Raw genomic sequence first — 20,133 nt, 5'->3', positions numbered from 1 at the left:
TTGCTGTCCGGCAAAAAGCCGGATCACTGCCACATCGGCCACATTAACTCGCAAATGAATTGGAGGATGTCATGTCTCAAGTTGAACATTTCGATACGTTGATTCTCGGCAGCGGCCAGGGCGGCAAGCTCCTGGCGTGGCATCTGGGACGAGCGGGACAACGCGTCGCCGTGGTTGAGCGGCAGTGGGTCGGCGGTTCATGCCCCGCCGTCGCTTGCCTGCCCAGCAAGAATGAAATCTGGAGCGCGCGCGTTGCGCACCTGGCGCGGCATGCCGCCGACTTTGGCACGACGACTGGCCCCGTCATTGTCGACATGGCGAAGGTGCGCGAACGCAAGCGCGCCATGATCGAACGCGAAGCAGCGTTTCATGTGCAGGCGTATGCGTCGAGCGGCGCGGAACTCATCATGGGTGTTGGCCGGTTCGTCGGGCCGAAGACGATCGAGGTGCAACTCAACGACGGCGGCACGCGCACGCTCAGCGGCGAGCAGGTGGTCGTCAATGTCGGCACGCACGCAGCCATTCCCAATCTGCCGGGCTTGCGAGCCGCCGAGCCGCTGACTCATATTGGCGCGCTGGACCTTGACTACGCGCCAGCGCATCTGATCGTGCTCGGCGGCGGTTACATCGGTATCGAGATGGCGCAGGCTTATCACCGCTTCGGTAGCCGCGTGACGATCGTCGAGCGCGGCGCCCGGTTGATGGCACGTGAAGACGTGGACGTCAGCGAAGAGATGCTTCGCATTCTGCGTGCGGAAGGAATCGATGTCGTGCTGAATGCCGAAACCACGAGTGTGGAAGGCCGCTCTGGCACGCATGTTCGCGTCGTATTGCGCACCGCTGCCGGTGAACAGGCGATTAACGGCAGCGACATTCTCATTGCGGCAGGACGGGTCCCGAACACGGCCGACATCGGTCTGGAGCAGGCAGGCATCGAGCTTGACGATCGCGGATACATTCGCGTCAATGAGCGGTTGCAGGCTTCGATGCCGGGCGTGTGGGCTATCGGCGAAGTCGCGGGCAGCCCGCAGTTCACGCACGTTTCGGTGGACGACTTCAGGATCGTGCGCGACAACATGGCTGGCGGCGATCGCAAGACAAGCGACCGGTTGGTTCCGTACACGCTGTTCACCGATCCCCCGCTTGCACGCGTGGGGCTGAATGAAAGCGATGCGCTCCGTCACGGTGTCGCGGTTCGGGTTGCAACACTGCCGATGAGCCATGTACTTCGAACCGAAGCGACCGATGAAACACAAGGCTTTATGAAGGTTCTCGTCGGCGCCAACGATGACCGCATCCTGGGATTCACGATGATCGGCCCGGAAGCGGGAGAAGTGATGGCATCGATGCAGACAGCGATGCTGGCTGAGCTTCCGTATCAGAAGCTCCGCGACGCCGTCATCTCGCATCTGACGTTCGCTGAAGGTTTGGGGCCGCTTCTGTCGAACGTGCCGGCAAGAGCAGCGTAGTAGATCTTCTGAGGCGCAGGTGTGGCGCGCGAGCCGGCGCGCGCCACATTCTCAAGACACCGTTTAGTGTGAAGCACCAGCCCGCTTGAACGACACGGCTGAAGGACGCGGATCGCCGTTGCCCGCACCATCCGGAAGCAGATCGCCATCATCCAGTCCTGCGTCTTCGCGTGCCGTATCCGGGTAACGCTCGGGATAAAGATGACGATGCGCGCGCTGGGTGTCGAACGTGCCGGACCACCGCGCAACAACCACTGTCGCAAGGCTGTTGCCGATCGTATTGCAGGTGGCAATCGCCATCGACATGAAACGGTACACGCCGAAGATCACGGCAAGTCCCTCGACGGGCAAGATACCCGTCGATGTCACCGTCGCCGCGAACACCACGAACGATCCGCCCGACACCGTCGCCGCGCCTTTCGACGTCAGCAGCATCAGCAGCAGGATGCCGACCTGATGTTCGAACGTGATGGGCACGTTGTACGCATGCGCGATGAACATCACACCCATCGACATGAAGATCGACGTGCCATCCAGATTGAACGCGTACCCTGTCGGCAGAACGAGTCCGACCGTCTGCTTCGCGCAGCCAAGGCGTTCGAGCTTGATCAGCAGCCGCGGCAATGCGCTTTCCGATGACGCCGTGCCGAGCACGATCAATATCTCGTCCTTGATGTAGCGCAGGAACCGCCACATGCTGAAGCCCGCGAGCCTCGCAATGAGGCCCATCACCACGACGATGAACAACGCGATCACCGCATAGAAGCTCAGCACGAGTTGCGCGAGCGCGACCAGCACCGCCGTGCCGTTGCTGCCGACCGCGAACGCCACCGCGCCGAACGTGCCCAGCGGTGCGAGCTTCATCACGAGATTGATGAACGAGAAGAGCACTTGCGAAATCAGGTCGAGCCCTTCGTTGATGCGTACGCGCCGGCTCTCGGGAATGGCGAGAATACCGATGCCCACCATCACGGCCAACACGACGACCTGCAACAGTTCACCCTTCGCAAACGCGCCGATGAAGTTGTCCGGCACGAGATGCATCACAAACTCCGTGAAGCCTTGCGGCGCGGCCTTCGCGGCAATGACAGGCATCGCGCCCGGCGTGATGGCCGTCATGCCCTTGCCCGTCTGCAACAAGTTGCCCGCCAGCAAACCAATGGCAAGCGCAATCGTCGACACGACTTCGAAGTACACGATGGAGCGCCAGCCCACCCGCCCTGCGCTTTTCACATCGCCTGCCGATGCAATGCCATGCACGATCGTGAGGAACACGAGCGGCGCGACGCCAGCCTTGATGAGCGCGAGAAAGACGTCGCCGAGAATCTTCAGCTGCGCGCCGAACTTCGGAAAGATCAATCCGACAGCAATGCCGAGCACCAGCGAAAGCAGAACCTGCATGCCCAGTTTCCGATACCAGGGCCGCCTGGCGGGCGGCGCAATTGAATCGTCGCGCGATACGTTGTCGTTCGTCATGGTGTGTGCTCCTCCACAGATCGTTGGTCAGATCTCGCTGGACAACGCGAGTGCGCGGTCGACCATCTGCGGTGCAAGACCAAGATAGTTCGCGGGGTCCGTCATGCGGTCGATCGCGTCACGATCGAAATGGCGTGTCACTTCAGGCAGCGCAGCCAGCGCCTCGGCCAGCGTGCCGCCCTGCTCGTTCACCGTGCGGCATGCGTCGTAGACGATGTCATGCGCCTGCTGGCGGCCCGTGATCGGCGCCATCTGCATCATCACCGCCTCGGCGACGATCAGCCCCTTGCTGATGCCAAGGTTGTGCTTCATGCGTTCGGTATCGACGATCAGTCCGCCGAGCGCGAACTTCGCCTGGTGCAGCGCGCCCGAGGTCAGAATGAAGCTCTCGGGAATCGCAATCCACTCCGCGTGCCACGGGCCCGTCGCGCGCTCGAAGTCCTGGATCATCGCGTCTACCATCAAGCCCGCCTGTTGCCGCACTGCTTTCGCCGCAGCCAGCATTAGTTCGCTTGAAATCGGATTGCGCTTTTGCGGCATCGTGCTGCTCGCGCCGCGTCCCTTCACGAACGGCTCATACACTTCGCCGAATTCGTTCGACGCCATGATCATGATGTCGGTGGCGATCTTGCCGAGCGAGCCCGTGACAAGCGCGAGCAGATTGACAGCCTCCGCGAAACCATCGCGCGCGACGTGCCATGTCGTGGCCGGCACGCCGAGCTTCAATTCCTGCGCGAGTGCCTTCTGCACGTCGAGACCCTTGTCGCCCAGCGACGCGAGCGTGCCCGCCGCGCCGGCGAATTCGACGACGGCGACGCGCTTGCGCATCTCCGCGATGCGTTGCTGGTGCCGGTCGAACATCGCCAGCCAGATCGCGACCTTGTAGCCGAACGTGACGGGCAGCGCCTGTTGCAAGTGCGTACGGCCCGCCATCGGCGTGTCGCGATGCTTCTTCGCAAGGTCGGCGAGGATGCCGCGCAGTTCGCGGATGTCGCCATCGATCGAATCGAGCGCGTCGCGTACCTGCAGCGACACGGCCGTGTCCATGATGTCCTGCGTCGTCGCGCCCCAATGCACGTAATGCCCCGCCTCGCCGCACATGCCGACGAGCTGATGCACGAGCGGCAGGATCGGATAGCCGACGATGTCCGTTTCCTCGCGCATATGGTCGAAGTCGATGCGCTCGATCTGCGATTCGCGTGCGATCACTTCGGCCGCGTCGGCGGGGATCACGCCGACGCGCGCCTCGGCTTTGGCGAGCGCGACTTCGACATCGATATAGCGCTGCACGAGCGCGTGATCCGCAAACACGGCGCGCATTTTGGCGGTGCCGAACGCGTCGCGAAACAGGATCGAATCGAAGACGGTGCTGGAAGAAGGGATGGAGCGGCTGTTCATGGCGGGCGGGGCCTCGATCAAAACGGGTTTGAAGAAATTGCGGGACAGAGTGACTGACGCCTCAATATGTCCGGACATATTCAAGATAATATGTTCGAACATATGATTCAAGTTATGATTTACCCCTGGATCAGCGCTGCCCGTCACCCGATATGAACAAACCCCATTACGCCGACATCGCCCGCGACCTGACGCAGGGCATCGCCAGCGGCCGCTTCCCGGTCGGCTCGTATCTGCCGACCGAGCTGGAACTGCGCGACCAGTACAAGACGAGCCGTCACACGATCCGCGCCGCCTTGCATGAGCTTCAGCAGCTCGGCTTCGTGTCGCGCCGGAAAAACGCGGGCACGCGCGTCGAGTCGACACAACCGAAGAACGACTTCCGCCCTTCGCTGGCGTCCGTTGAGGATCTGGTTCAGTTCGGCTCGAAACACCAGCGCGTCGTGCAGTCGACGGCGGAGATCGCGGCGGCGGGTCCGTTGGCCAAGGTCTTGCGATGCGATGAGGGCGATCGCTGGCTACGCATATCGAGTCTGCGTGTCGACGGCGATGGCAGACGGCCGCCGATCGGATGGACGGATGTGTATATCGATCCCGGTTATGCCGACATCGCCGAGGCCGCTCGCGAGGAACCAGATACGCTGATCAGCGCGCTGATTGAAGCGCGCTACGGCCGATGCGTGACGGAGATCCAGCAGGACGTTCACGCCGTAAACGTCTCGCCGGAAATGGCTGAGCTGTTGCGGGTCGATGCAGGCACTGCGGCGCTGGAGATCGTGCGTCGTTATCTGGACTCGTCGGGCGTCGCGTTCGAGGTGTCGGTCAGTTTGCATCCCGCCGAACGCTTCTCCGTTTCGATGCGATTGAAGCGGTCAGCGGTTTCGGCGAAGGAAAATATCTGACGGGTCCGATGCCTGTCGATTGAGCCGTCGACGGTTCTGGCCGCTTATGCCAAATCCATCTGGCACCTGCGAATATCGTGGATTACACTCAATTCAGCTATGCGACCTTAAAGGCGTAGCCGACCCACGAAGTCATTATCGAGCGGAATTTTGTGCATCCCTTCTGCACGTGTCTGCCGACACCGAGTGAAAAAATGACCGCTTGGTGAAGCGTTTCGCCATTCATTACTTTGGCCCACGCTTAAGTCTTTCCTGCTTCCCATTCCAGAACACCTGGCTGCACTGACGGCCCATCGTTCTCTCTCACAGCTTGCTCCGCAGATGGCGGCAGCGCGGTATCACTGCGGCCATTATTAATTTCAGTTGTTTGAATTGGGCGCCTACTGCAACCAGGCAATGGGCCACTGCGCGCCGTGATCTCACGCGCCTGATTCGGTGACAAGGAGATGACCATGAAGATCAAGCATGCAAGCATTTTATCGGCAGCGGCCGTTGCGCTTCTCTTGCTCAGCGGTGCCGCGCAGGCTGGCGACCACGACGGCCATGGCGGCCTTTGCTCGAACGCAACGCTAAAGGGAGCGTTTGAGTTTATCGGTCACGGAGTGATTCTTGGATTGAAAGCTGCCGATGGTACGTTGCATCCGTATGCCACCCCTTCGATCCTCGATGACGTCGCCCTGGTGACGTTTGACGGTACGGGCAAATTTGACCGCACCGACTTCGGCATGATCGGCGGATTGCCAAAGGGGGGAAAGACGACATTCAATCCAAAACAGGACGGTACTTACACGGTGAACCCCGATTGCACCGGCACCATGAAAATCGTCTATACCGCCGGCGGAGCCGTGCCCGCCGGCGTCGAGACTGATCTGAACATCGTCGTCGCTTCCGATGGGACGCTCGTCGAATCCGTTGTCTACAGGGCGGTCACCGTGTCAGGTAAGAGCGGAGACGGCGAAGTAAAGTGTCCAACGGATTGCGAGCAAGGTGTACAAGAGTACTTCGAGGGCAGAAAGATTCTGGTCTACGGCTTCCGCTAGTCGAGTCGCGGATGGTTCATGCCTGGTCATGGGCGCAGGCTTTCCGCCTTTAGAGCCTGCGCCTTCTGCGAAATAACTGCAGCCTAGAAACTGTGCTGCATGCCGACTCCATAAGTACTGCCGGAAGGATTGCCCGTCAGCTTGTCATAGGAGTAGACCGCATACACATAGGTGCGCTTCGAAAGAATATAGTCGTACGCGAGGCTGCCTGTATTGCGTACATCGCTGCGATCGAGTGGCGCGCTGTGTTTCGTACGAGCCCACTCGGCGAGGATAACGTTCGACGGCGACAGCGGAACCGACACGCCCAGCTCATACGTATGCGAGCCCGTTTCCACGTCGTTATTGCTGGTCATCTGCGCGGCGCCGTAGACCTTGACGAAGCGGGCGTCGTAGGCGGCGCCCACCAGATAGAGGTACTGTCCCGTCGACGGCGCAACTGCAACTGAACGCACCCGTTGTGCGGAGAAAACGGCCGTCACCGGTCCGTTCACGTAGGTCAGGTGCAGGCCGAGATTGTCCCGTCCCTGATGCCCCGTCGTGCTGCTCACGCCATAGATCACGGTGCCCGTGAGGCCGTCAAAACTGGGCGACACATATTCGGCAGCGTTCTGCCAGACCGTGTCGCCGATTTGCGTATTGTTGTAACTCGCCGTGTACGACTGTACGATCAACGGCGAAAACACCACTGACGAACCAAACGGATTGACGAACTGCTGGTTGATATAGGTCGGGTTGGTCTGTTCGCCGAGCTTCACCGTGCCGAATGCGCCAGTCAGGCCGACATAGGCATTGCGCGAGAACAGACCGTCCGTCGCATTCCGTCCATTTTGTCCCGTGTTCGGTCTAAAGAAGCCTTCGAGCGAAAAGACAACAGCATTGCCGCCGCCGATATCTTCGCGCCCGCGCATGCCCCAGAACGACGTCGTCATCCCGCCGCCGCCCATCTGAACGGTGCTCGCGCGAGTCGTGCTGAGTTTCGAACTGTCGATATACATCCCGATAAGGCCGTACATCTGAACCCCCGGCGATGTCATCGTTGCCGCGCCCGCAGCGGCTTGCGAGGCGTCGGCATGGGCGACACCCGCCGTTGCCGCGAACCACGCTGCTGCGGCACAACGAATACAACGAACATTGAAACCCAACGCGTTTTGCTGATTGCTTTTTCTAGTTAACTTCAACTGCGTCTCCAGACGGTTTGTATTTTTCAGGCGCGAGTGGTCCCGCTGCGTGTGCTCGACGCACACGCAGACCACGAAACACTCAGGCGTTTTGTTGTTTGGCTAGCCGGTCATCCCGCGCGCCGGCGCAGCATTTCGGCGTTCAGTTTGGAACGGTCGAGTTCGTGTTCCCATGCGGACACGACCAGCGTCGCGACACCGTTGCCGATCGTGTTGACGATCGCGAGCCCGGTGCCCATGAAGCGGTGAATGCCGAGAATCAGCACCATTCCCGATACAGGAATCAGCGGGAACACCAGCAACGTCGACGTCAGCATGACGAACGCCGCGCCCGCCACACCACTAGCACCTTTCGACGTCAGCATCGCCACGCCAACCAGCGTCAGTTGCTGGGTCAGACTGAGTTCGACGTTGAATGCCTGCGCGATGAAGAGCACCGCCATCGTCAGGTAGATATTTGTGCCGTCGAGGTTGAATGAATAGCCCGCTGGAATCACGAGACCCACCACCGACTTCGAACAGCCGAGACGTTCGAGCTTTTCGAGCATCTGCGGCAACGCGGCCTCGGACGAACTCGTGCCAAGCACAATCAGAATTTCTTCGCGGATATAGCCCATGAAACGCAGGATGCTGAAACCAAGCAGCCGCGAAATCGCGCCGAGCACCACCAGCACGAAGACGAAGAGCGTCAGATAGAACGCACCGATCAGCTTCAGCAACGGCAGCACTGCACCGATGCCGTACGTCCCGATCGTGAAGGCAATCGAGCCGAACGCGCCAATTGCCGCGACCTTCATGATGATGTGTACGATGCCGAAGAACGTATGCGCGAAGCCTTCGATCATCGTGACGAGTGGTCGTCCGCGCTCGCCTGCGGCCGCGAGCGCAGCGCCGAACAGCACTGAGACCAGAAGGATTTGCAGCACATTGCCGGACGTGAACGCGCCCGAAACCGTATCGGGAATGATGTGCATCAGAAACTCGACCGTGTTCTGCTGATGCGCGGCCGTGGTGTAACCCGTCAGTGCTTTCGTATCGATCTTCGCCGGGTCCAGGTTGAAACCGCTGCCAGGATGAAACAGATGCCCGGCAACGAGACCGACCACCAGCGACAACGTCGACACCACTTCGAAATACAGCAGTGCCTTGCCGCCCACGCGACCGACCTTCTTCATGTCACCCATGCCCGCGATGCCCGTGACGACGGTGCAAAAGATGATCGGGCCGATCACCATCTTGATCAGCTTGATGAACGCATCACCGAGCGGCTTCATCTGCACTGCCAGCGACGGCATGAAATGGCCGAGCAGCACGCCGAGCAGAATCGCGACGAGCACATGGAAATACAGCGCGCGATAGAAAGGTTTCTTCGTCGCCGTTGTGCGCGACGTCATGACTGCACCGTTACTCATGACGTCGCTCCTCGACGGAGGGCTTGCCGGAACATCTGAATCATCGTGTCTCCTGACCATGGATTGTTAGCGAAAGGACGGGGCATGCTGCTTCCCCGTCTGTCTGCCATCGGACGTGGCAGTTCAACGCGTAGTGTTTAAATTGGACTCTCAGAACCCGTAAAGGCGCGCAGGGTTCGTCACCAGCAGCTTCTCGCGCAGCGCAGCGTCTGGACAGAAACGGAACAATAGATCGACCAGTTCGCCGTCGTTCGGCATGTCCTTGCTGATATTCGGATGCGGCCAGTCGGTGCCCCACAGCACGCGGTCGGGCGCGGCCTCGATCAGCGTGCGTGCAAAGGGAATCGCGTCGTCGAAAGGCCGCCGTCCCGCGGACACGCGTTCCGCGCCGCAGACCTTAACCCAGGCGAGCGGATTGCGCAGGAGCTCGAGCAGTTGCCTGAACGGCTGCTGATCCAGCCCGGCTTCGGCGCGCACGCGCCCCATGTGGTCGATCACGAACGGCACATTGATCCGTGCAATCCGCTCCGCGTATTGCAGGATGTCCTGTGCGTCCAGATGCAGCACCACGTGCCAACCGAGCCGCTCGATACGTTCCAGCACCGAGTCGAATACGTCGAGATCCGGCGCGCCGCCCAGATGCGCGACGAAGTTGAAGCGCACGCCGCGCACGCCGTGTGCGTCCAGGTGAGCAAGCTGTTCGTCGGTCACCTTGCCGTCGACGATGGCGACACCGCGATAGCGCCCATTGCCGCGCGCAATCGCGTCGAGCATCGCCGTGTTGTCGGTGCCATGGCAACTGGCCTGTACGATCACGCCGCGGCTCGCGCCAAGAAAATCATGCAGCGCGGCGAGACGCTCGAACGGCGCGTCGGGAGGCGTGTAGCTACGGTCCGGCGCATAGGGAAACACGTCGGCGGGGCCGAATACGTGGCAATGCGCGTCGCAGGCGCCAGCGGGCAGCGCATGGGCCGGTTGAACGGGATGGGGATCGGGCGGCAAACAGGATTTCATCGAACGTCGTCTCTTTGTGCAGGTTCCGCGTGCGGCGCGGACTCGATTGAATGAGCGATTGGATGAGCGGATTGTGACGGCGCATGGTTCTGTCTACAATTGCCATACCCAACTAGCTGATATGTGAAATTCACATACCTTTCAATGGAACTGAAGCAGCTCGAGGCATTCGTTCAGGTCGCTGAACTTGGAAGCTTTACGCGCGCCGCAATCACGCTGGACACCAACCAGCCCGCTCTGAGCCGGCTCGTGCGGCAGTTGGAGGTGGAATTGCGCCACACGCTGCTCGAACGCAACGGACGCGGCGTGACGCCGACGCCCGCCGGCCAGCGGATGCTCGCGCACGCGAAAGGCATCCTTCAGCAAGTGCAGCGCGCGTCGCAGGACCTCGACGGGTTGCATGGCGCGCCCGGAGGCCATTTCGGCATCGGCATCACGCCCAGCTTCGCGAAGGTCGCGACGCACGAACTCGTCAAGAGCTTTCGGACGACGTTCCCGGGCGCAACCATTTCCGTGGCGCAGGGTTTATCCACGTATCTGATCGAATGGCTGATGATGGGCAGAATCGATGTCGCCGTCATGTACGACACGTTCGATACGCCGTTGATCGACAAGCGAACCATCTTTACCGAAGAGTTGTTCCTGATCGGTCCTGATACGGGCGAAGCGCGCGGCGATGTGCCGCTTGCTCCATTGACGGCCGTTCCGTTGCGGGAAATCGCGCGCTATCCGCTCGTCATCCCTGGCCGTATGCATGCGATCAGGCGGATGGTCGAATCGGCAGCGGCGGAGCAAGGCGTACGTTTGCGGATCGAACTGGAGGTCGATGCTGTCACGTCGATTCTCGACCTTGTCACCGAGGGCATCGGGTACGCGGTGTTATCGCTGAACGCAACGACAAGCGATGCGCTCAAGCGCCGCTTTCAAGTGATGCGGATCACTGAACCGACGCTCTTCAGCCGCCTCGCGATAGCGACTAGCAGCAAGCATACGTTGTCGCAACTGGCGATCCAGGCGATTGCGATGCTGGAAGCGAAGATTCTTCCGTTGTACGGGAATGCTGTGTGATGTTTGTCGACGGACTTTCCTATACTCCAGACAGGCATAGGCGAGGTTCCGGACGCCCGCATCGGCACCCGCCCGACCTGACCAGGAGATCGTCATGGCAAGGTTCAGATTCTTTGCGCGCTCGCTGGCATTGCTACCTCTGCTGACCCTGACCGGCTGCATCTCGTTGAGCAGCAGCGACTCCTCGCCTCAGCCGAACTCTCACACGGTCGTCGTGCCGGCAGGTTCTACCGTGGTATGCACGCCGGGTCCGTGCCAATGAAGTTGCCGGGATGCTGGCAGGCGGCAACGTCGCGCGCCTGTCGAAACACGGTGCTGGCAAACAGTATCGCGCCGTCCACCGGCAATTGCGCGGACCTCAGGGCGTCGGCGGTCCAGGTATTGCAGGTGTAGTAGCCCGCGTAGTTCGCTGTGGCGCCGAAGTACAGGCTGCCGGCATAGGGGCCGTCGCCGAGCCGCACGGGGTGCGATAGCCTGTCGCGCTGCACCGACCGGTCGAGGTAGGCGGCCAGGCCCGCCTTGCCGGCCGCGGCCACCTGCAGCGTGACGACCTTGTCGGCACCGTAGGCGGCGACGGGCGTGTCGCGCAGCACCGTCATCAGGATCGCGCCGGGGCCGGGCCACAGGGCCGACAGCGTCGCCAGGATGCTGTGCTCCCGCGTCATCGCGAATTCACGTTCGCCGAAGCCGAAGCACAGATGGGTCGCACCGACGAAGTCCTGTGCCAGCCAGGCCTGCAGGTCCGGCACGTCCCGCACCTGCACGCAGACATCGGTATGCCAGCCGCGCTCGACCACGTCGATGGTGGTCACCGGCGGTCCGCTGGTGGGCGTGAGCGGGATGGTCGAGCAGCCAGCAAGAAAGGCGGCGTGGGCGAGCGCGAACCCGGCCAGCCGCCTTACCGTTCGCGTCATATGGGATTGATGATGGGCGTCGCGCATCCCAGAAGTGTAGTCAGCGCCGGCACGGGCGAGTTCACGCAACCACCAAGACACTCAGGCAAGAGGCATTCGACATGCCGTCACAAAGGCGCCACTGGCCCAGGCGAATGTTTCTGACGGGTAGATCATGAGGCTTGGCATTGAACGCGTACAGTCGGCTACAAGCCGTCATTGCGCAGTCCAGCAACACGGCCGCTCTAAGGTCTGCTGACCATCCTTAAGCCGCCTTGACCAGCGTGTGAAGACGACAATTGTGAATATTCTCAGTGACCTCGACGACCGAATCCATAGTGAACTACGGTTTTTCAGGCAATGCGGTCGTTCCTGAGGTATTAGAAGCGATGCCTCAAGCCCACGGTTGCTTCAACCTGATTGCTCGTGGATGACGGCGCGGTGACGCCGTTAATCCACGCCACGCCCAATGGCGAAGTGCCACTTGGGCTCACCCGTTGCCACACTCCCTGAATGTAGACATCGGTGCGCCGCGAGAAGCGGTAGTCGCCCATCGCACTCACCTGGTTCCAATGGGGAATGCCGCCGCCTCCGTTTCCGCCCGCGCGCGAATAGGTGTATGCGCCCGAAAGTTCGACCGCCGGCGTCAGCGCATAGCGGAAGTTGCCCTCGAAGTTCTGGAAAGTTCCACTCAGCCCGGTCTGGAAGAATTGGGCGAACTTGCTGTGCGAGTACACGAAACCCGCCACAGCCGGGCCAAAGGTGTAGTTCACGCCAGCACCAAAGGTCTTCTGACTGCTGGCCAGCACGCCCAAAGGCACATCGGTCGGCGAGCGCGCGCCCTGCAAGGACGATCCCGTTGTGTCGGTGACTGCGCCATTTGTATTCAACTGTCCCGGCGTGCGCGCAGAACTGTTGAGTTGGAGGTAACCCGCACCGAAGTTCAGTGCGCCCCATACATAGGACATGCCAAAGCTATAGGCGCGATTGTTCGCGAATCCACCCGCCAGATTGGAAAAGCCGTAAAGCCCACCGAACCTGAGGCCACCGAAATCCGGGCTCATATACTTCACGGAATTATTAATCTGAAACGAATCATTCAGGTTGTCATTGTCTAGCGGGTGCGCGAAGTGCGTACCGCCGAACTCCGTGCCCGTCAATGAAAGCGGCGCGACAAAATCGACCATACTGTCGGTTTGGCGGCCCAGCGTGAGCGCGCCATACTCGCGGCTCGACAAACCGACATACGCTTGACGATTGAAGATGCGGTTGCTCGACGAGAACTGCCCGTTGTTCAGGTTAAAGCCGCTCTCCAGGGTGAAGACGGCCTTCAACCCCGCGCCGAGGTCTTCAGCCCCGCGCAAGCCCCAGCGACTGTACTGAACCGCATTGCTCGTCATCTCCCAGTTGCTGTGTCCGCCACCCGTCCCGGTGATCTGACTGTTCGTGTAGGTTAGACCCGCGTCGATTAGCCCGTAAAGCGTGACACTGCTTTGCGCATGCGCTGCTACGCTGGCCAGTGTGATCATCGTCGTCGCGCCGGTTATAAGTAACTTATTCATTTTTTGCTCCAGCCCAAGACCGCGAGAAACGATTCTCCTGCGACGCTTTGAACGCCGACGTAGATGCCTGCAGGGCGCGGCACCGTGGGGATCATCGTCAGGAAAAGGCGCGATGTTCTTTAAACTCTATGCGACCGAAGTCAGAACCGCCAACTTCAGATATGGCGGTTGAACTGCGTCCTGGAAGATCCCCCACCTACCCCCAGATCGCGACAACGCAGCTAGCCGTGGACATCCCCTCGTCCGGTGGCTTTTGTCTGCGTTGGCAGGCCCACGAGACGCCCGTAGTCCCTTCCCCGGGTAAATTCCCGCTTAGAAACTCATGGCGAATCCGAAGGACACGCCGTGGACGTTATGTCCAAACACGTACCGCACCATTGCGCGTGTTCTGGTGACGATGATCGGATATCTGCTGCTATCAAGCTCCAGGCCGACGCCGAGTGAAGTCAGTTCGTTGAAGCCGAGCACCCCCGCGCTGTCACCGAAATAATGGGAGTAGGCGAACTCGAGCACGTAACGTACTGGCCGGTCCAGCGCGTGCCAGCCGGTTGGCGCACGCCAGCGTGTCCACAGGCTCACTTGCTGCGCCATGGCCGAGCCCTGAACGGCATCGGATGAACTCCCGAAGCTGCGAAGATAGATATCGGTCGCGCGCAGTTCAGCGTCGATTTCATAGTTATCGCGATAGTGCTCATAGTCGAGCATCAACGAGCCGCCGTAACCATATGCGTCCAGCGACCCGTTCTCGAGAAACTGAAGGTCGCGGTCGGTGACGCGATTGAAGATTGACTGCCCTACCTTCAGGTCGCTCGACACGCGGCCGATCGTACCGTTCAGGATCGGGCGGAATACCAGTTCGTTCGTAATCCGGAAATCCCAGCCGATGCCGACCGTGCCACTGAAGGTGTTCCATTTTGTCGGCACGGGACGCTGCTCGGCACCGTCCGTGGCGACGAAGGTCGGATCGTAGCGGCTGTAGGCGATCGTCCCTTCAACATACAACGGAAAGGACTTGCTGATCGTGAATCCGCCTCCGAGTTGCGACTGACCGAAACTGGGGTTGCCGGTGGTGCCGCTATTGATCGAGAGCGAACTGGTCGTAACATCGGGCACCGTCGTGTAGGTCATGACGGCAAGCACGGCATCGGCATGCCGTTTGACGTTGCCACCAACGACGGCTTGGCTGGACAGAGGTCCTGGCGTGGCCTGCGCGAACCCTTGTACAGGATGCAGGGTCACGATAAGGCCGCAGGCAGCTGCCCGCATGTATCGCGACAACGACGGACGCTTCAGTCGATCTGGCAGGTACTGCGGCGGGTTGCACCTCGCCTTGTCGAACCGGATATACATGACGCAGTCCCGTTGTTGGAGCGTTGGGAAATCTTCCCATGCCTTCCAGCCGGAGCAATGCACGACTTTCGATTCAAGTGGAACTATGTGGCCGCTTTACCGCGAGGATAGAGGCCCAGTTTGGGGCACGAAGTTCTGCTGGTTCACACGCCTGTTACTGGTGGTGGTTGTGACTGTCCGCAATGCGAATGACGCAGTGCGATTCGACATCGCCTATTTTTCGGCTTTGGACAGAGCGCATTCGCCGGTTGGAACACTGCCGCCGCCAGTGTTCTTCAACGTAAGCGCGATCTTGCTGCCCCTGTTGGCTGTGATGATCTGCCCGTAGCTGACGGTCGGAATAAACTGAATATCGGGTGCCACGGCCACGGCCGGAGTTCTCGCGCCGTCCACGGTCAGGTCGAGTTCCACGGTAATCGATTCTATTGCGACGCCCCAGTCCTTTCCGCGCGCCGCCTGTTCCTTCTTGAAGTTGCACAGGCCCGTCATGACCTGCTCCAATGCGGTGGGAATATCGACGGGCTTTCCTGGGGGAATGGGTGGTGTGTTGCAACCAAGAAGCAGAAGAGGCACGACAACGAGAGCAAGGTGGGCGCGCATCACGATCCCCTGATTCATGAAATAGTCACGAAGCTTCGCTGCAACACAAGCATTCACTGCCATTGCTTGTGAACCCGGCGGTCGGCTCTCTACCAACCAGTCAAGATTCTAGTTCAAAGCGGCTGTTTGAAAACACGCAATTCCTGCGGCAGAGTGAAAATCATCTGATGAAGCCGGCGGCGCAGAATCGACGAGACGGTCTTTCGTCGGAAGCAAAGCCCACGCAATGTACCGTGAAAGCCGCACGAGAGAAACGGTAATCGTCACTGCGTCCAACTAGCGGTTCAGTTGTTCGCATCCTTGCTTATGCGCTCGTCCGACATCGTGTTGGTGAAGGTCGCCCCGCCAGCTTGCTGAGCGGGCAGGCCATTCCTTCCTTGCAATTGGGAAATCAGCGGGGAGCCCGTGGCCCCGTCTTCGATATATCTGGAAACGGAGGCTGGCTCGTTCGCCGCCGGCGGGGACGGCGCCACCGCCGCGCCGAAAAGAAATGCACTCGACGTGAAGAAAATCGTGGCCAATAAGAGAAATTCCATGGGATTGCCTTACCGGTCTGGTAGGCCGTGCTCGCGAGTGGGCTGGCGTCCGCTTTCTCCTGCACGACTCTGTCTGACACGCCCCCGTTGCAAGCGATAATCGGCTTATACAGATCTTTCCACTTTCATAATAAGTTTAGCCACCAAACGGCGGCCTGAAGGCGGCATCAGCAAAAAAGCAAAATCGTCTCATTTGATTTGTTTTCTACCGGATATTTTCCACACGAAAGCCAAATTAGTGCTTCCGCTAGTTACGAACAAAGGATCGGCGCTTCACCGATGAAATTCTGGCGAGCGTCGCTGTTGACCAACGAGGGTCCACCGCGATTGCAACAAAGCGATTGCGCTCGCATGGCGCACATGCGACCTTACGAGTCAGCAGCATGACGAATCGAGCGAGAGATCAACATGGCTATCCATGCCACGCGCAACGCCCTGTCGAATATTTTCTTCCAGCGCTGCTTCTGGCTGTTTCTCGTTCTGCTCGTGCTCATCGGCGCGGTGTCGTTCGTCCCCGCGAGCGACTACGGCCGCCTGATTCTGAACAGTGTCAACATGTTCCTCCTCATCGCGACGATCGCAGCTGTCGGGCGTACGACGCGGTCGTTCATCGTCGCGCTGTTAATCGCCGTTCCCGCCGTGTGGTTCCAGTATCTCGGTCTCTGGCACGACAGCGACACGGACCTGGCAAGGTCGTGGATGTTCTGCGCCGTACTTTATTTCATGAGCGCCGCCTACCTGCTCCGCTACGTTTTCCAGCCCAGGATCATGACGCAGGATAAGCTGTTTGGTGCTGCGGCCGCCTATCTTCTGATCGGTGTGCTCTGGGCGTACCTTTACGCGCTCGTCGGATTCTTCTATCCGCATTCGTACATGATCGTCGGCCAACCGGGGCGAGTGGTCTATGCCGATGCCCTTTACCTGAGCATCACCGTGCTCACCAGTACCGGCTTCGGAGACATCACGCCGCTGACGCGTCAGGCGCGCGGCCTGTGCATGATCGAGCAGATAACGGGAGCGCTATTCGTCGCGATACTCATCGCCCGGTTGGCGGGAGTTTATCCGCCACGAGAGAGCTACGTCGACGACAGAGTGCCGTAGGCGGTCAATGAGTGGGCTGCGCGCGTCAGCCGAGTTCCGGCATTCGAATCTGGCAGTCCTGTCGTGCATACTGTTTCGGAGACGCGCCATGCGAAAACTCATCATGGGCATTGTCGAATTCCGCGAGAGAATGCTGCCGCACTACGCAGAACAGTTCAGTAAGCTTGCGCTCGCCCAGACGCCTGATGCACTTTTCATCACGTGCTCGGACAGCCGGGTTGTGCCGGACCTGCTCGCATCGACTCATCCGGGCGATCTGTTTACGATGCGCAACGTCGGCAACCTGATACCACCGGCGACCGCAGAGGGCACTTCGACTGGCGACCTCTCCGAGGCAGGCGCGATCGAGTACGCAGTGCTGGTGCTTAAAGTCGCGAATATCGTCGTATGCGGACATTCCGAATGCGGTGCGATGAAAGCCGTCTATGCACGTAACCCAAAGCTGAAAACGCCGAACCTCGATAAATGGCTATACCACGCCAACAACGCGGCGTTTCGTCTCGAACACGAAGGCCCGCTGGACGACAGACTGAAGCCACACGACCAGTTGTCGCAACTCAATGTCCTTGTGCAACTCGAGCATCTGATGACCTACCCGATCGTCCGCCAGCAGGTCATGGCCAAGGCGTTGGTATTGAGCGGCTGGTGGTTCGACATTGCGACCGGGGACATGTATGCCTATGAGCGAGCGAGCCGCTCATTCGAAGTCATTGACCGTGCGCTAGCTGAGCGGCTTGCCGAGCGCCTCGCCTTTCGCGCGCGGTAAGCGCGGGGCGCTCTTCTCTTGATGTGCCTTTCCGGTTCTAGCGCCGGCCATCCAGGCGTCAGGTTTTCACATATGGCACGAACTCGGGTTTGGCATTTTTCGGATAGGCGATGCGCGCTGATGGATTGCGCTTCGCGATGGTTTCGTCGCGCATGTATTCCATGATTCCCGCGATCTCCTCCTCCGATTTCCTCAGCTTCTTGGCGAGATACTTTTCCATGTCGTAGGTGGATTGGCGCTTGGCCATGCGGGAACGCAGAAACGCACGCAGAACAGGACAGAAATCCGGCGAGGCGTCGCCGACCAGCCAGAGGTTGAGATTTTCCGGGGACCGGAAGTCCAGCGTGTCGCCGCCGATCGACGCGTCCTTGGCCAGTTGGTCGAAGATGAAGGTCCACAGATTGGTCTTGCCCTTCTGCCAGGGTGCGATGCTGGCGAACACCGTCGCCTCCTGGTTCACCGGCACCGTCTTGATCGCGCCCGCCCTGATCAGGATGTACCACTGCAGGCGGTGGCTGTATTCACCGTGCGCCGGGCCAGCACCGACATCTTTCCAGTGCTGTTTCAGCGCCAGCGATTCCTTGAATACATTTCCGAAGACGAAGCCGGCATAGTTCGGGAGCCGCTCGCCAACGACGACGAATCCGTGATTCCGCTCGAACTCCTCCAGCGAGCCAGTCAGAAGCTTGGAGAAATCCCGGTCCTTGTCCGGCTGAGCGGTCTTTGTTGCGTAGGCCGTCTGTTGTTGACCGAAATGTTTGACTGCGCGCGATTCGCGGGAATAGTACTTGTCTATCCGACTCGTCATGTCCGCGTCCAGCGCGATCAATGCATTCCGCATGACCGGCTCACCGCTGATCGTTCCTCGTGGGCCACACGAGAGATAGTAGCCCATCCTCACGTAGTCGCCGAAATGGGGGGACGCGCTCAGTAGCGCGCCGTTGACCTTCAGGTCCTTGTCATCGAAGGCGTCTGTCAGTTCCTTGCGAATTTCGTCTGGCTGTTTCATCTCGAACCTCCACAGGACTGCAATAACCATCACGCTGGCGGCGTCGGCAAAGCATCTGGTTTCGATGCTCACCCGGGGTGAATGGCGGTGAGTCGAATCCGCGAGCGTTGAAGATGCACGTCGTCGGCGTACGGGAAGCTTGTCGGAATTCCCTCATTTAGCTTGATCTTCTTTCCAAGGGTAATCGACTTTTGTATGTATGGCCTGGGCGCCCTTTTTTACAAGCTCTCTTTCGATAGTGAAAAATGGTTTGCAAACATTTATCCGGCCGGCTTATGAGCAGGGCTTCACGCGTAATCACGCGTTGGCCGTGATAAAGCGATTTCGTCTCGTTCATCGCCGCACGCTACCGTCGTCTGCTCGTCAGCCCGATACCGCCGCGCCAGCTGCATTTGTTCCTGGAGATCAAAACTGTTTGTCCATTGCAGGTGTACGCAACCGGGTCGAGTAAGCCTAGATTGACAACCCAACGGCGCTGCCGACTCCCGACAGCAAAATGCCGACACTCCCGGAGGGCAATCATGAGCAACTCGCAAAAAGTCGCGTCACTGGCGCATCGCAAGGCATCGGCGCAGAACTGGTCAAGGGCATCCGTCAACACGACTATCGCATCGTCGCTGCCGCACGCCATTTAACCGGAATGCATACCCGAACGAGTAGAAAAGCTCTCTTGCGAACCGCAAGGCCAATACACCTTATGAAGGAGCAGCACCATGCCAATGATCGACGCACTCTGGCCCGAAGATGCCTTGACCCGAGAGGCGGAAGCCCATCTGATCAAAGAATTGACTGACATTCTGATCAAGGCGGAAGGGTATGATCCCGCCAATCCGACTGCACAGCGCGTATCTGTTCTCAATCTCCATCGACCTGCTGCCGTATTCGTCGGTGGGGAACGCTCGAAAGCGGCACGCTACCGGATCATTCCATCGGCGCCCGAAGGCCAATACACCAACGAGTCGCGTAGAGCGCTCGTTAAGGCGATCACGGAAGCGGTGGCCCGCGCCGAGAACCGACCGTTCGAAGAGGTCGCATCGCGCGTCTGGGTCTTCCCGACGGAGATTCCGGATGGCACCTGGGGCAGTCTTGGCACCATCTTTACGCTACCCGACATTCATGCTTTGCTTGCGGGTGACGCCGAACGCAGCGCCGGCGCGGAGCGACTCGCGCGCAGACGGCGCGAAAAGGCACGAATGACGCTCGAGGCCACTGTCGATGTATTCCAACGTGCGAACGAAGACGCTTAGCACGATCTCGCTGGTCGACGGGGCCACAGATCTGGCTGGAGGATGACTACCAGCAGATAGACGAAGCCTGTCACTTCCCGTATGAACACGATCGAAAGCGGCTCCTCGT

18 protein-coding genes are annotated in these 20,133 nt (G+C 59.8%); 7 read left to right on the top strand and 11 right to left on the bottom strand.

The annotated features are described in order from the left end of the window. Positions 1–71: 71 nt before the first annotated feature. Positions 72–1,469, top strand: coding sequence for a mercuric reductase (locus tag BLT65_RS28035; protein WP_091783572.1), 1,398 nt, complete (start codon positions 72–74; stop codon positions 1,467–1,469). Positions 1,470–1,532: 63 nt separating this feature from the next. Here the strand turns inward: BLT65_RS28035 and BLT65_RS28030 are convergent, their stop codons facing one another. Continuing rightward, the gene (locus BLT65_RS28030) at positions 1,533–2,945 is read right to left on the bottom strand and encodes a cation:dicarboxylate symporter family transporter (protein ID WP_091783569.1); all 1,413 of its coding nucleotides are present in this window, start codon (positions 2,943–2,945) and stop codon (positions 1,533–1,535) included. A 27-nt stretch (positions 2,946–2,972) separates the two neighbouring features. Beyond that, positions 2,973–4,343, bottom strand: a complete 1,371-nt coding sequence (locus BLT65_RS28025) for a class-II fumarase/aspartase family protein (RefSeq protein ID WP_091783684.1) — start codon at positions 4,341–4,343, stop codon at positions 2,973–2,975. Between the two features lie 152 nt (positions 4,344–4,495). Between BLT65_RS28025 and BLT65_RS28020 the strand changes: the two genes are divergently transcribed. Both BLT65_RS28020 and BLT65_RS28015 read left to right on the top strand, forming a co-directional pair. Continuing rightward, positions 4,496–5,245 (top strand): GntR family transcriptional regulator, encoded by a 750-nt coding sequence (locus BLT65_RS28020; RefSeq protein ID WP_091783566.1) that lies wholly within the window; start codon positions 4,496–4,498, stop codon positions 5,243–5,245. A 452-nt stretch (positions 5,246–5,697) separates the two neighbouring features. After that, positions 5,698–6,285: a hypothetical protein gene (locus BLT65_RS28015; RefSeq protein WP_091783563.1), complete on the top strand. Its 588-nt coding sequence runs from the start codon at positions 5,698–5,700 to the stop codon at positions 6,283–6,285. A gap of 83 nt (positions 6,286–6,368) precedes the next feature. On the opposite strand, the gene BLT65_RS28010 is transcribed toward BLT65_RS28015, so the two are convergent. The 3 genes from BLT65_RS28010 to BLT65_RS28000 all read right to left on the bottom strand — a co-directional run bounded on the left by BLT65_RS28010 (position 6,369) and on the right by BLT65_RS28000 (position 9,892). After that, complete coding sequence (locus BLT65_RS28010) at positions 6,369–7,430, bottom strand: porin (protein WP_091783560.1); 1,062 nt, start codon at positions 7,428–7,430, stop codon at positions 6,369–6,371. Positions 7,431–7,576: 146 nt separating this feature from the next. Beyond that, positions 7,577–8,878 (bottom strand): dicarboxylate/amino acid:cation symporter, encoded by a 1,302-nt coding sequence (locus tag BLT65_RS28005; RefSeq protein WP_091783557.1) that lies wholly within the window; start codon positions 8,876–8,878, stop codon positions 7,577–7,579. 150 nt (positions 8,879–9,028) lie between these two features. Then, positions 9,029–9,892: an amidohydrolase family protein gene (locus BLT65_RS28000; protein ID WP_091783555.1), complete on the bottom strand. Its 864-nt coding sequence runs from the start codon at positions 9,890–9,892 to the stop codon at positions 9,029–9,031. A 144-nt stretch (positions 9,893–10,036) separates the two neighbouring features. Here BLT65_RS28000 and BLT65_RS27995 point away from each other — a divergent pair, with 144 nt between their 5' ends. Further along, positions 10,037–10,960, top strand: a complete 924-nt coding sequence (locus BLT65_RS27995) for a LysR family transcriptional regulator (RefSeq protein WP_042311942.1) — start codon at positions 10,037–10,039, stop codon at positions 10,958–10,960. A 227-nt stretch (positions 10,961–11,187) separates the two neighbouring features. Here BLT65_RS27995 and BLT65_RS27990 read toward each other — a convergent pair whose 3' ends face one another. The 5 genes from BLT65_RS27990 to BLT65_RS27970 form a co-directional block, all read right to left on the bottom strand. Next, positions 11,188–11,943: a DUF2459 domain-containing protein gene (locus BLT65_RS27990; RefSeq protein WP_229515895.1), complete on the bottom strand. Its 756-nt coding sequence runs from the start codon at positions 11,941–11,943 to the stop codon at positions 11,188–11,190. Positions 11,944–12,233: 290 nt separating this feature from the next. Further along, positions 12,234–13,415: a porin gene (locus BLT65_RS27985; protein ID WP_091783549.1), complete on the bottom strand. Its 1,182-nt coding sequence runs from the start codon at positions 13,413–13,415 to the stop codon at positions 12,234–12,236. A gap of 312 nt (positions 13,416–13,727) precedes the next feature. After that, positions 13,728–14,765: a hypothetical protein gene (locus BLT65_RS27980; protein ID WP_091783546.1), complete on the bottom strand. Its 1,038-nt coding sequence runs from the start codon at positions 14,763–14,765 to the stop codon at positions 13,728–13,730. Positions 14,766–14,978: 213 nt separating this feature from the next. After that, positions 14,979–15,365 (bottom strand): hypothetical protein, encoded by a 387-nt coding sequence (locus BLT65_RS27975; protein WP_244186661.1) that lies wholly within the window; start codon positions 15,363–15,365, stop codon positions 14,979–14,981. A 284-nt stretch (positions 15,366–15,649) separates the two neighbouring features. Continuing rightward, positions 15,650–15,901 carry a hypothetical protein gene (locus tag BLT65_RS27970; RefSeq protein WP_091783540.1) on the bottom strand — a complete coding sequence of 84 codons (252 nt, stop codon included), beginning with the start codon at positions 15,899–15,901 and terminating at the stop codon, positions 15,650–15,652. A gap of 408 nt (positions 15,902–16,309) precedes the next feature. Here BLT65_RS27970 and BLT65_RS27965 point away from each other — a divergent pair, with 408 nt between their 5' ends. Together BLT65_RS27965 and BLT65_RS27960 are read left to right on the top strand one after the other, a co-directional pair. After that, positions 16,310–17,002, top strand: a complete 693-nt coding sequence (locus BLT65_RS27965) for a potassium channel family protein (RefSeq protein WP_091783537.1) — start codon at positions 16,310–16,312, stop codon at positions 17,000–17,002. Positions 17,003–17,090: 88 nt separating this feature from the next. Next, positions 17,091–17,768 (top strand): carbonic anhydrase, encoded by a 678-nt coding sequence (locus BLT65_RS27960; protein ID WP_042311960.1) that lies wholly within the window; start codon positions 17,091–17,093, stop codon positions 17,766–17,768. Between the two features lie 58 nt (positions 17,769–17,826). Here BLT65_RS27960 and BLT65_RS27955 read toward each other — a convergent pair whose 3' ends face one another. Further along, positions 17,827–18,777, bottom strand: coding sequence for a LirA/MavJ family T4SS effector (locus BLT65_RS27955; RefSeq protein ID WP_042311963.1), 951 nt, complete (start codon positions 18,775–18,777; stop codon positions 17,827–17,829). Positions 18,778–19,490: 713 nt separating this feature from the next. On the opposite strand from BLT65_RS27955, the gene BLT65_RS27950 reads away from it, so the two are divergent. Continuing rightward, positions 19,491–20,024: a tautomerase family protein gene (locus BLT65_RS27950; protein WP_091783534.1), complete on the top strand. Its 534-nt coding sequence runs from the start codon at positions 19,491–19,493 to the stop codon at positions 20,022–20,024. The last annotated feature ends 109 nt before the right edge of the window (positions 20,025–20,133 follow it).

It is taken from the genome of Paraburkholderia steynii, from assembly GCF_900100565.1.
GTDB lineage: Bacteria > Pseudomonadota > Gammaproteobacteria > Burkholderiales > Burkholderiaceae > Paraburkholderia > Paraburkholderia terrae.
The sequence above is the reverse complement of the archived record's forward strand: the minus strand, read 5'-3'. Positions and strand labels throughout refer to the sequence as shown.

Coding starts and splice junctions, on each gene's coding strand:
- BLT65_RS28035 (WP_091783572.1), top strand. CDS start 72: ATGTCTCAAGTTGAACATTTCGATACGTTGATTCTCGGCAGCGGCCAG.
- BLT65_RS28030 (WP_091783569.1), bottom strand. CDS start 2,945: ATGACGAACGACAACGTATCGCGCGACGATTCAATTGCGCCGCCCGCC.
- BLT65_RS28025 (WP_091783684.1), bottom strand. CDS start 4,343: ATGAACAGCCGCTCCATCCCTTCTTCCAGCACCGTCTTCGATTCGATC.
- BLT65_RS28020 (WP_091783566.1), top strand. CDS start 4,496: ATGAACAAACCCCATTACGCCGACATCGCCCGCGACCTGACGCAGGGC.
- BLT65_RS28015 (WP_091783563.1), top strand. CDS start 5,698: ATGAAGATCAAGCATGCAAGCATTTTATCGGCAGCGGCCGTTGCGCTT.
- BLT65_RS28005 (WP_091783557.1), bottom strand. CDS start 8,878: ATGAGTAACGGTGCAGTCATGACGTCGCGCACAACGGCGACGAAGAAA.
- BLT65_RS28000 (WP_091783555.1), bottom strand. CDS start 9,892: ATGAAATCCTGTTTGCCGCCCGATCCCCATCCCGTTCAACCGGCCCAT.
- BLT65_RS27995 (WP_042311942.1), top strand. CDS start 10,037: ATGGAACTGAAGCAGCTCGAGGCATTCGTTCAGGTCGCTGAACTTGGA.
- BLT65_RS27985 (WP_091783549.1), bottom strand. CDS start 13,415: ATGAATAAGTTACTTATAACCGGCGCGACGACGATGATCACACTGGCC.
- BLT65_RS27980 (WP_091783546.1), bottom strand. CDS start 14,765: ATGTATATCCGGTTCGACAAGGCGAGGTGCAACCCGCCGCAGTACCTG.
- BLT65_RS27975 (WP_244186661.1), bottom strand. CDS start 15,365: ATGCGCGCCCACCTTGCTCTCGTTGTCGTGCCTCTTCTGCTTCTTGGT.
- BLT65_RS27970 (WP_091783540.1), bottom strand. CDS start 15,901: ATGGAATTTCTCTTATTGGCCACGATTTTCTTCACGTCGAGTGCATTT.
- BLT65_RS27965 (WP_091783537.1), top strand. CDS start 16,310: ATGGCTATCCATGCCACGCGCAACGCCCTGTCGAATATTTTCTTCCAG.
- BLT65_RS27960 (WP_042311960.1), top strand. CDS start 17,091: ATGCGAAAACTCATCATGGGCATTGTCGAATTCCGCGAGAGAATGCTG.
- BLT65_RS27955 (WP_042311963.1), bottom strand. CDS start 18,777: ATGAAACAGCCAGACGAAATTCGCAAGGAACTGACAGACGCCTTCGAT.
- BLT65_RS27950 (WP_091783534.1), top strand. CDS start 19,491: ATGCCAATGATCGACGCACTCTGGCCCGAAGATGCCTTGACCCGAGAG.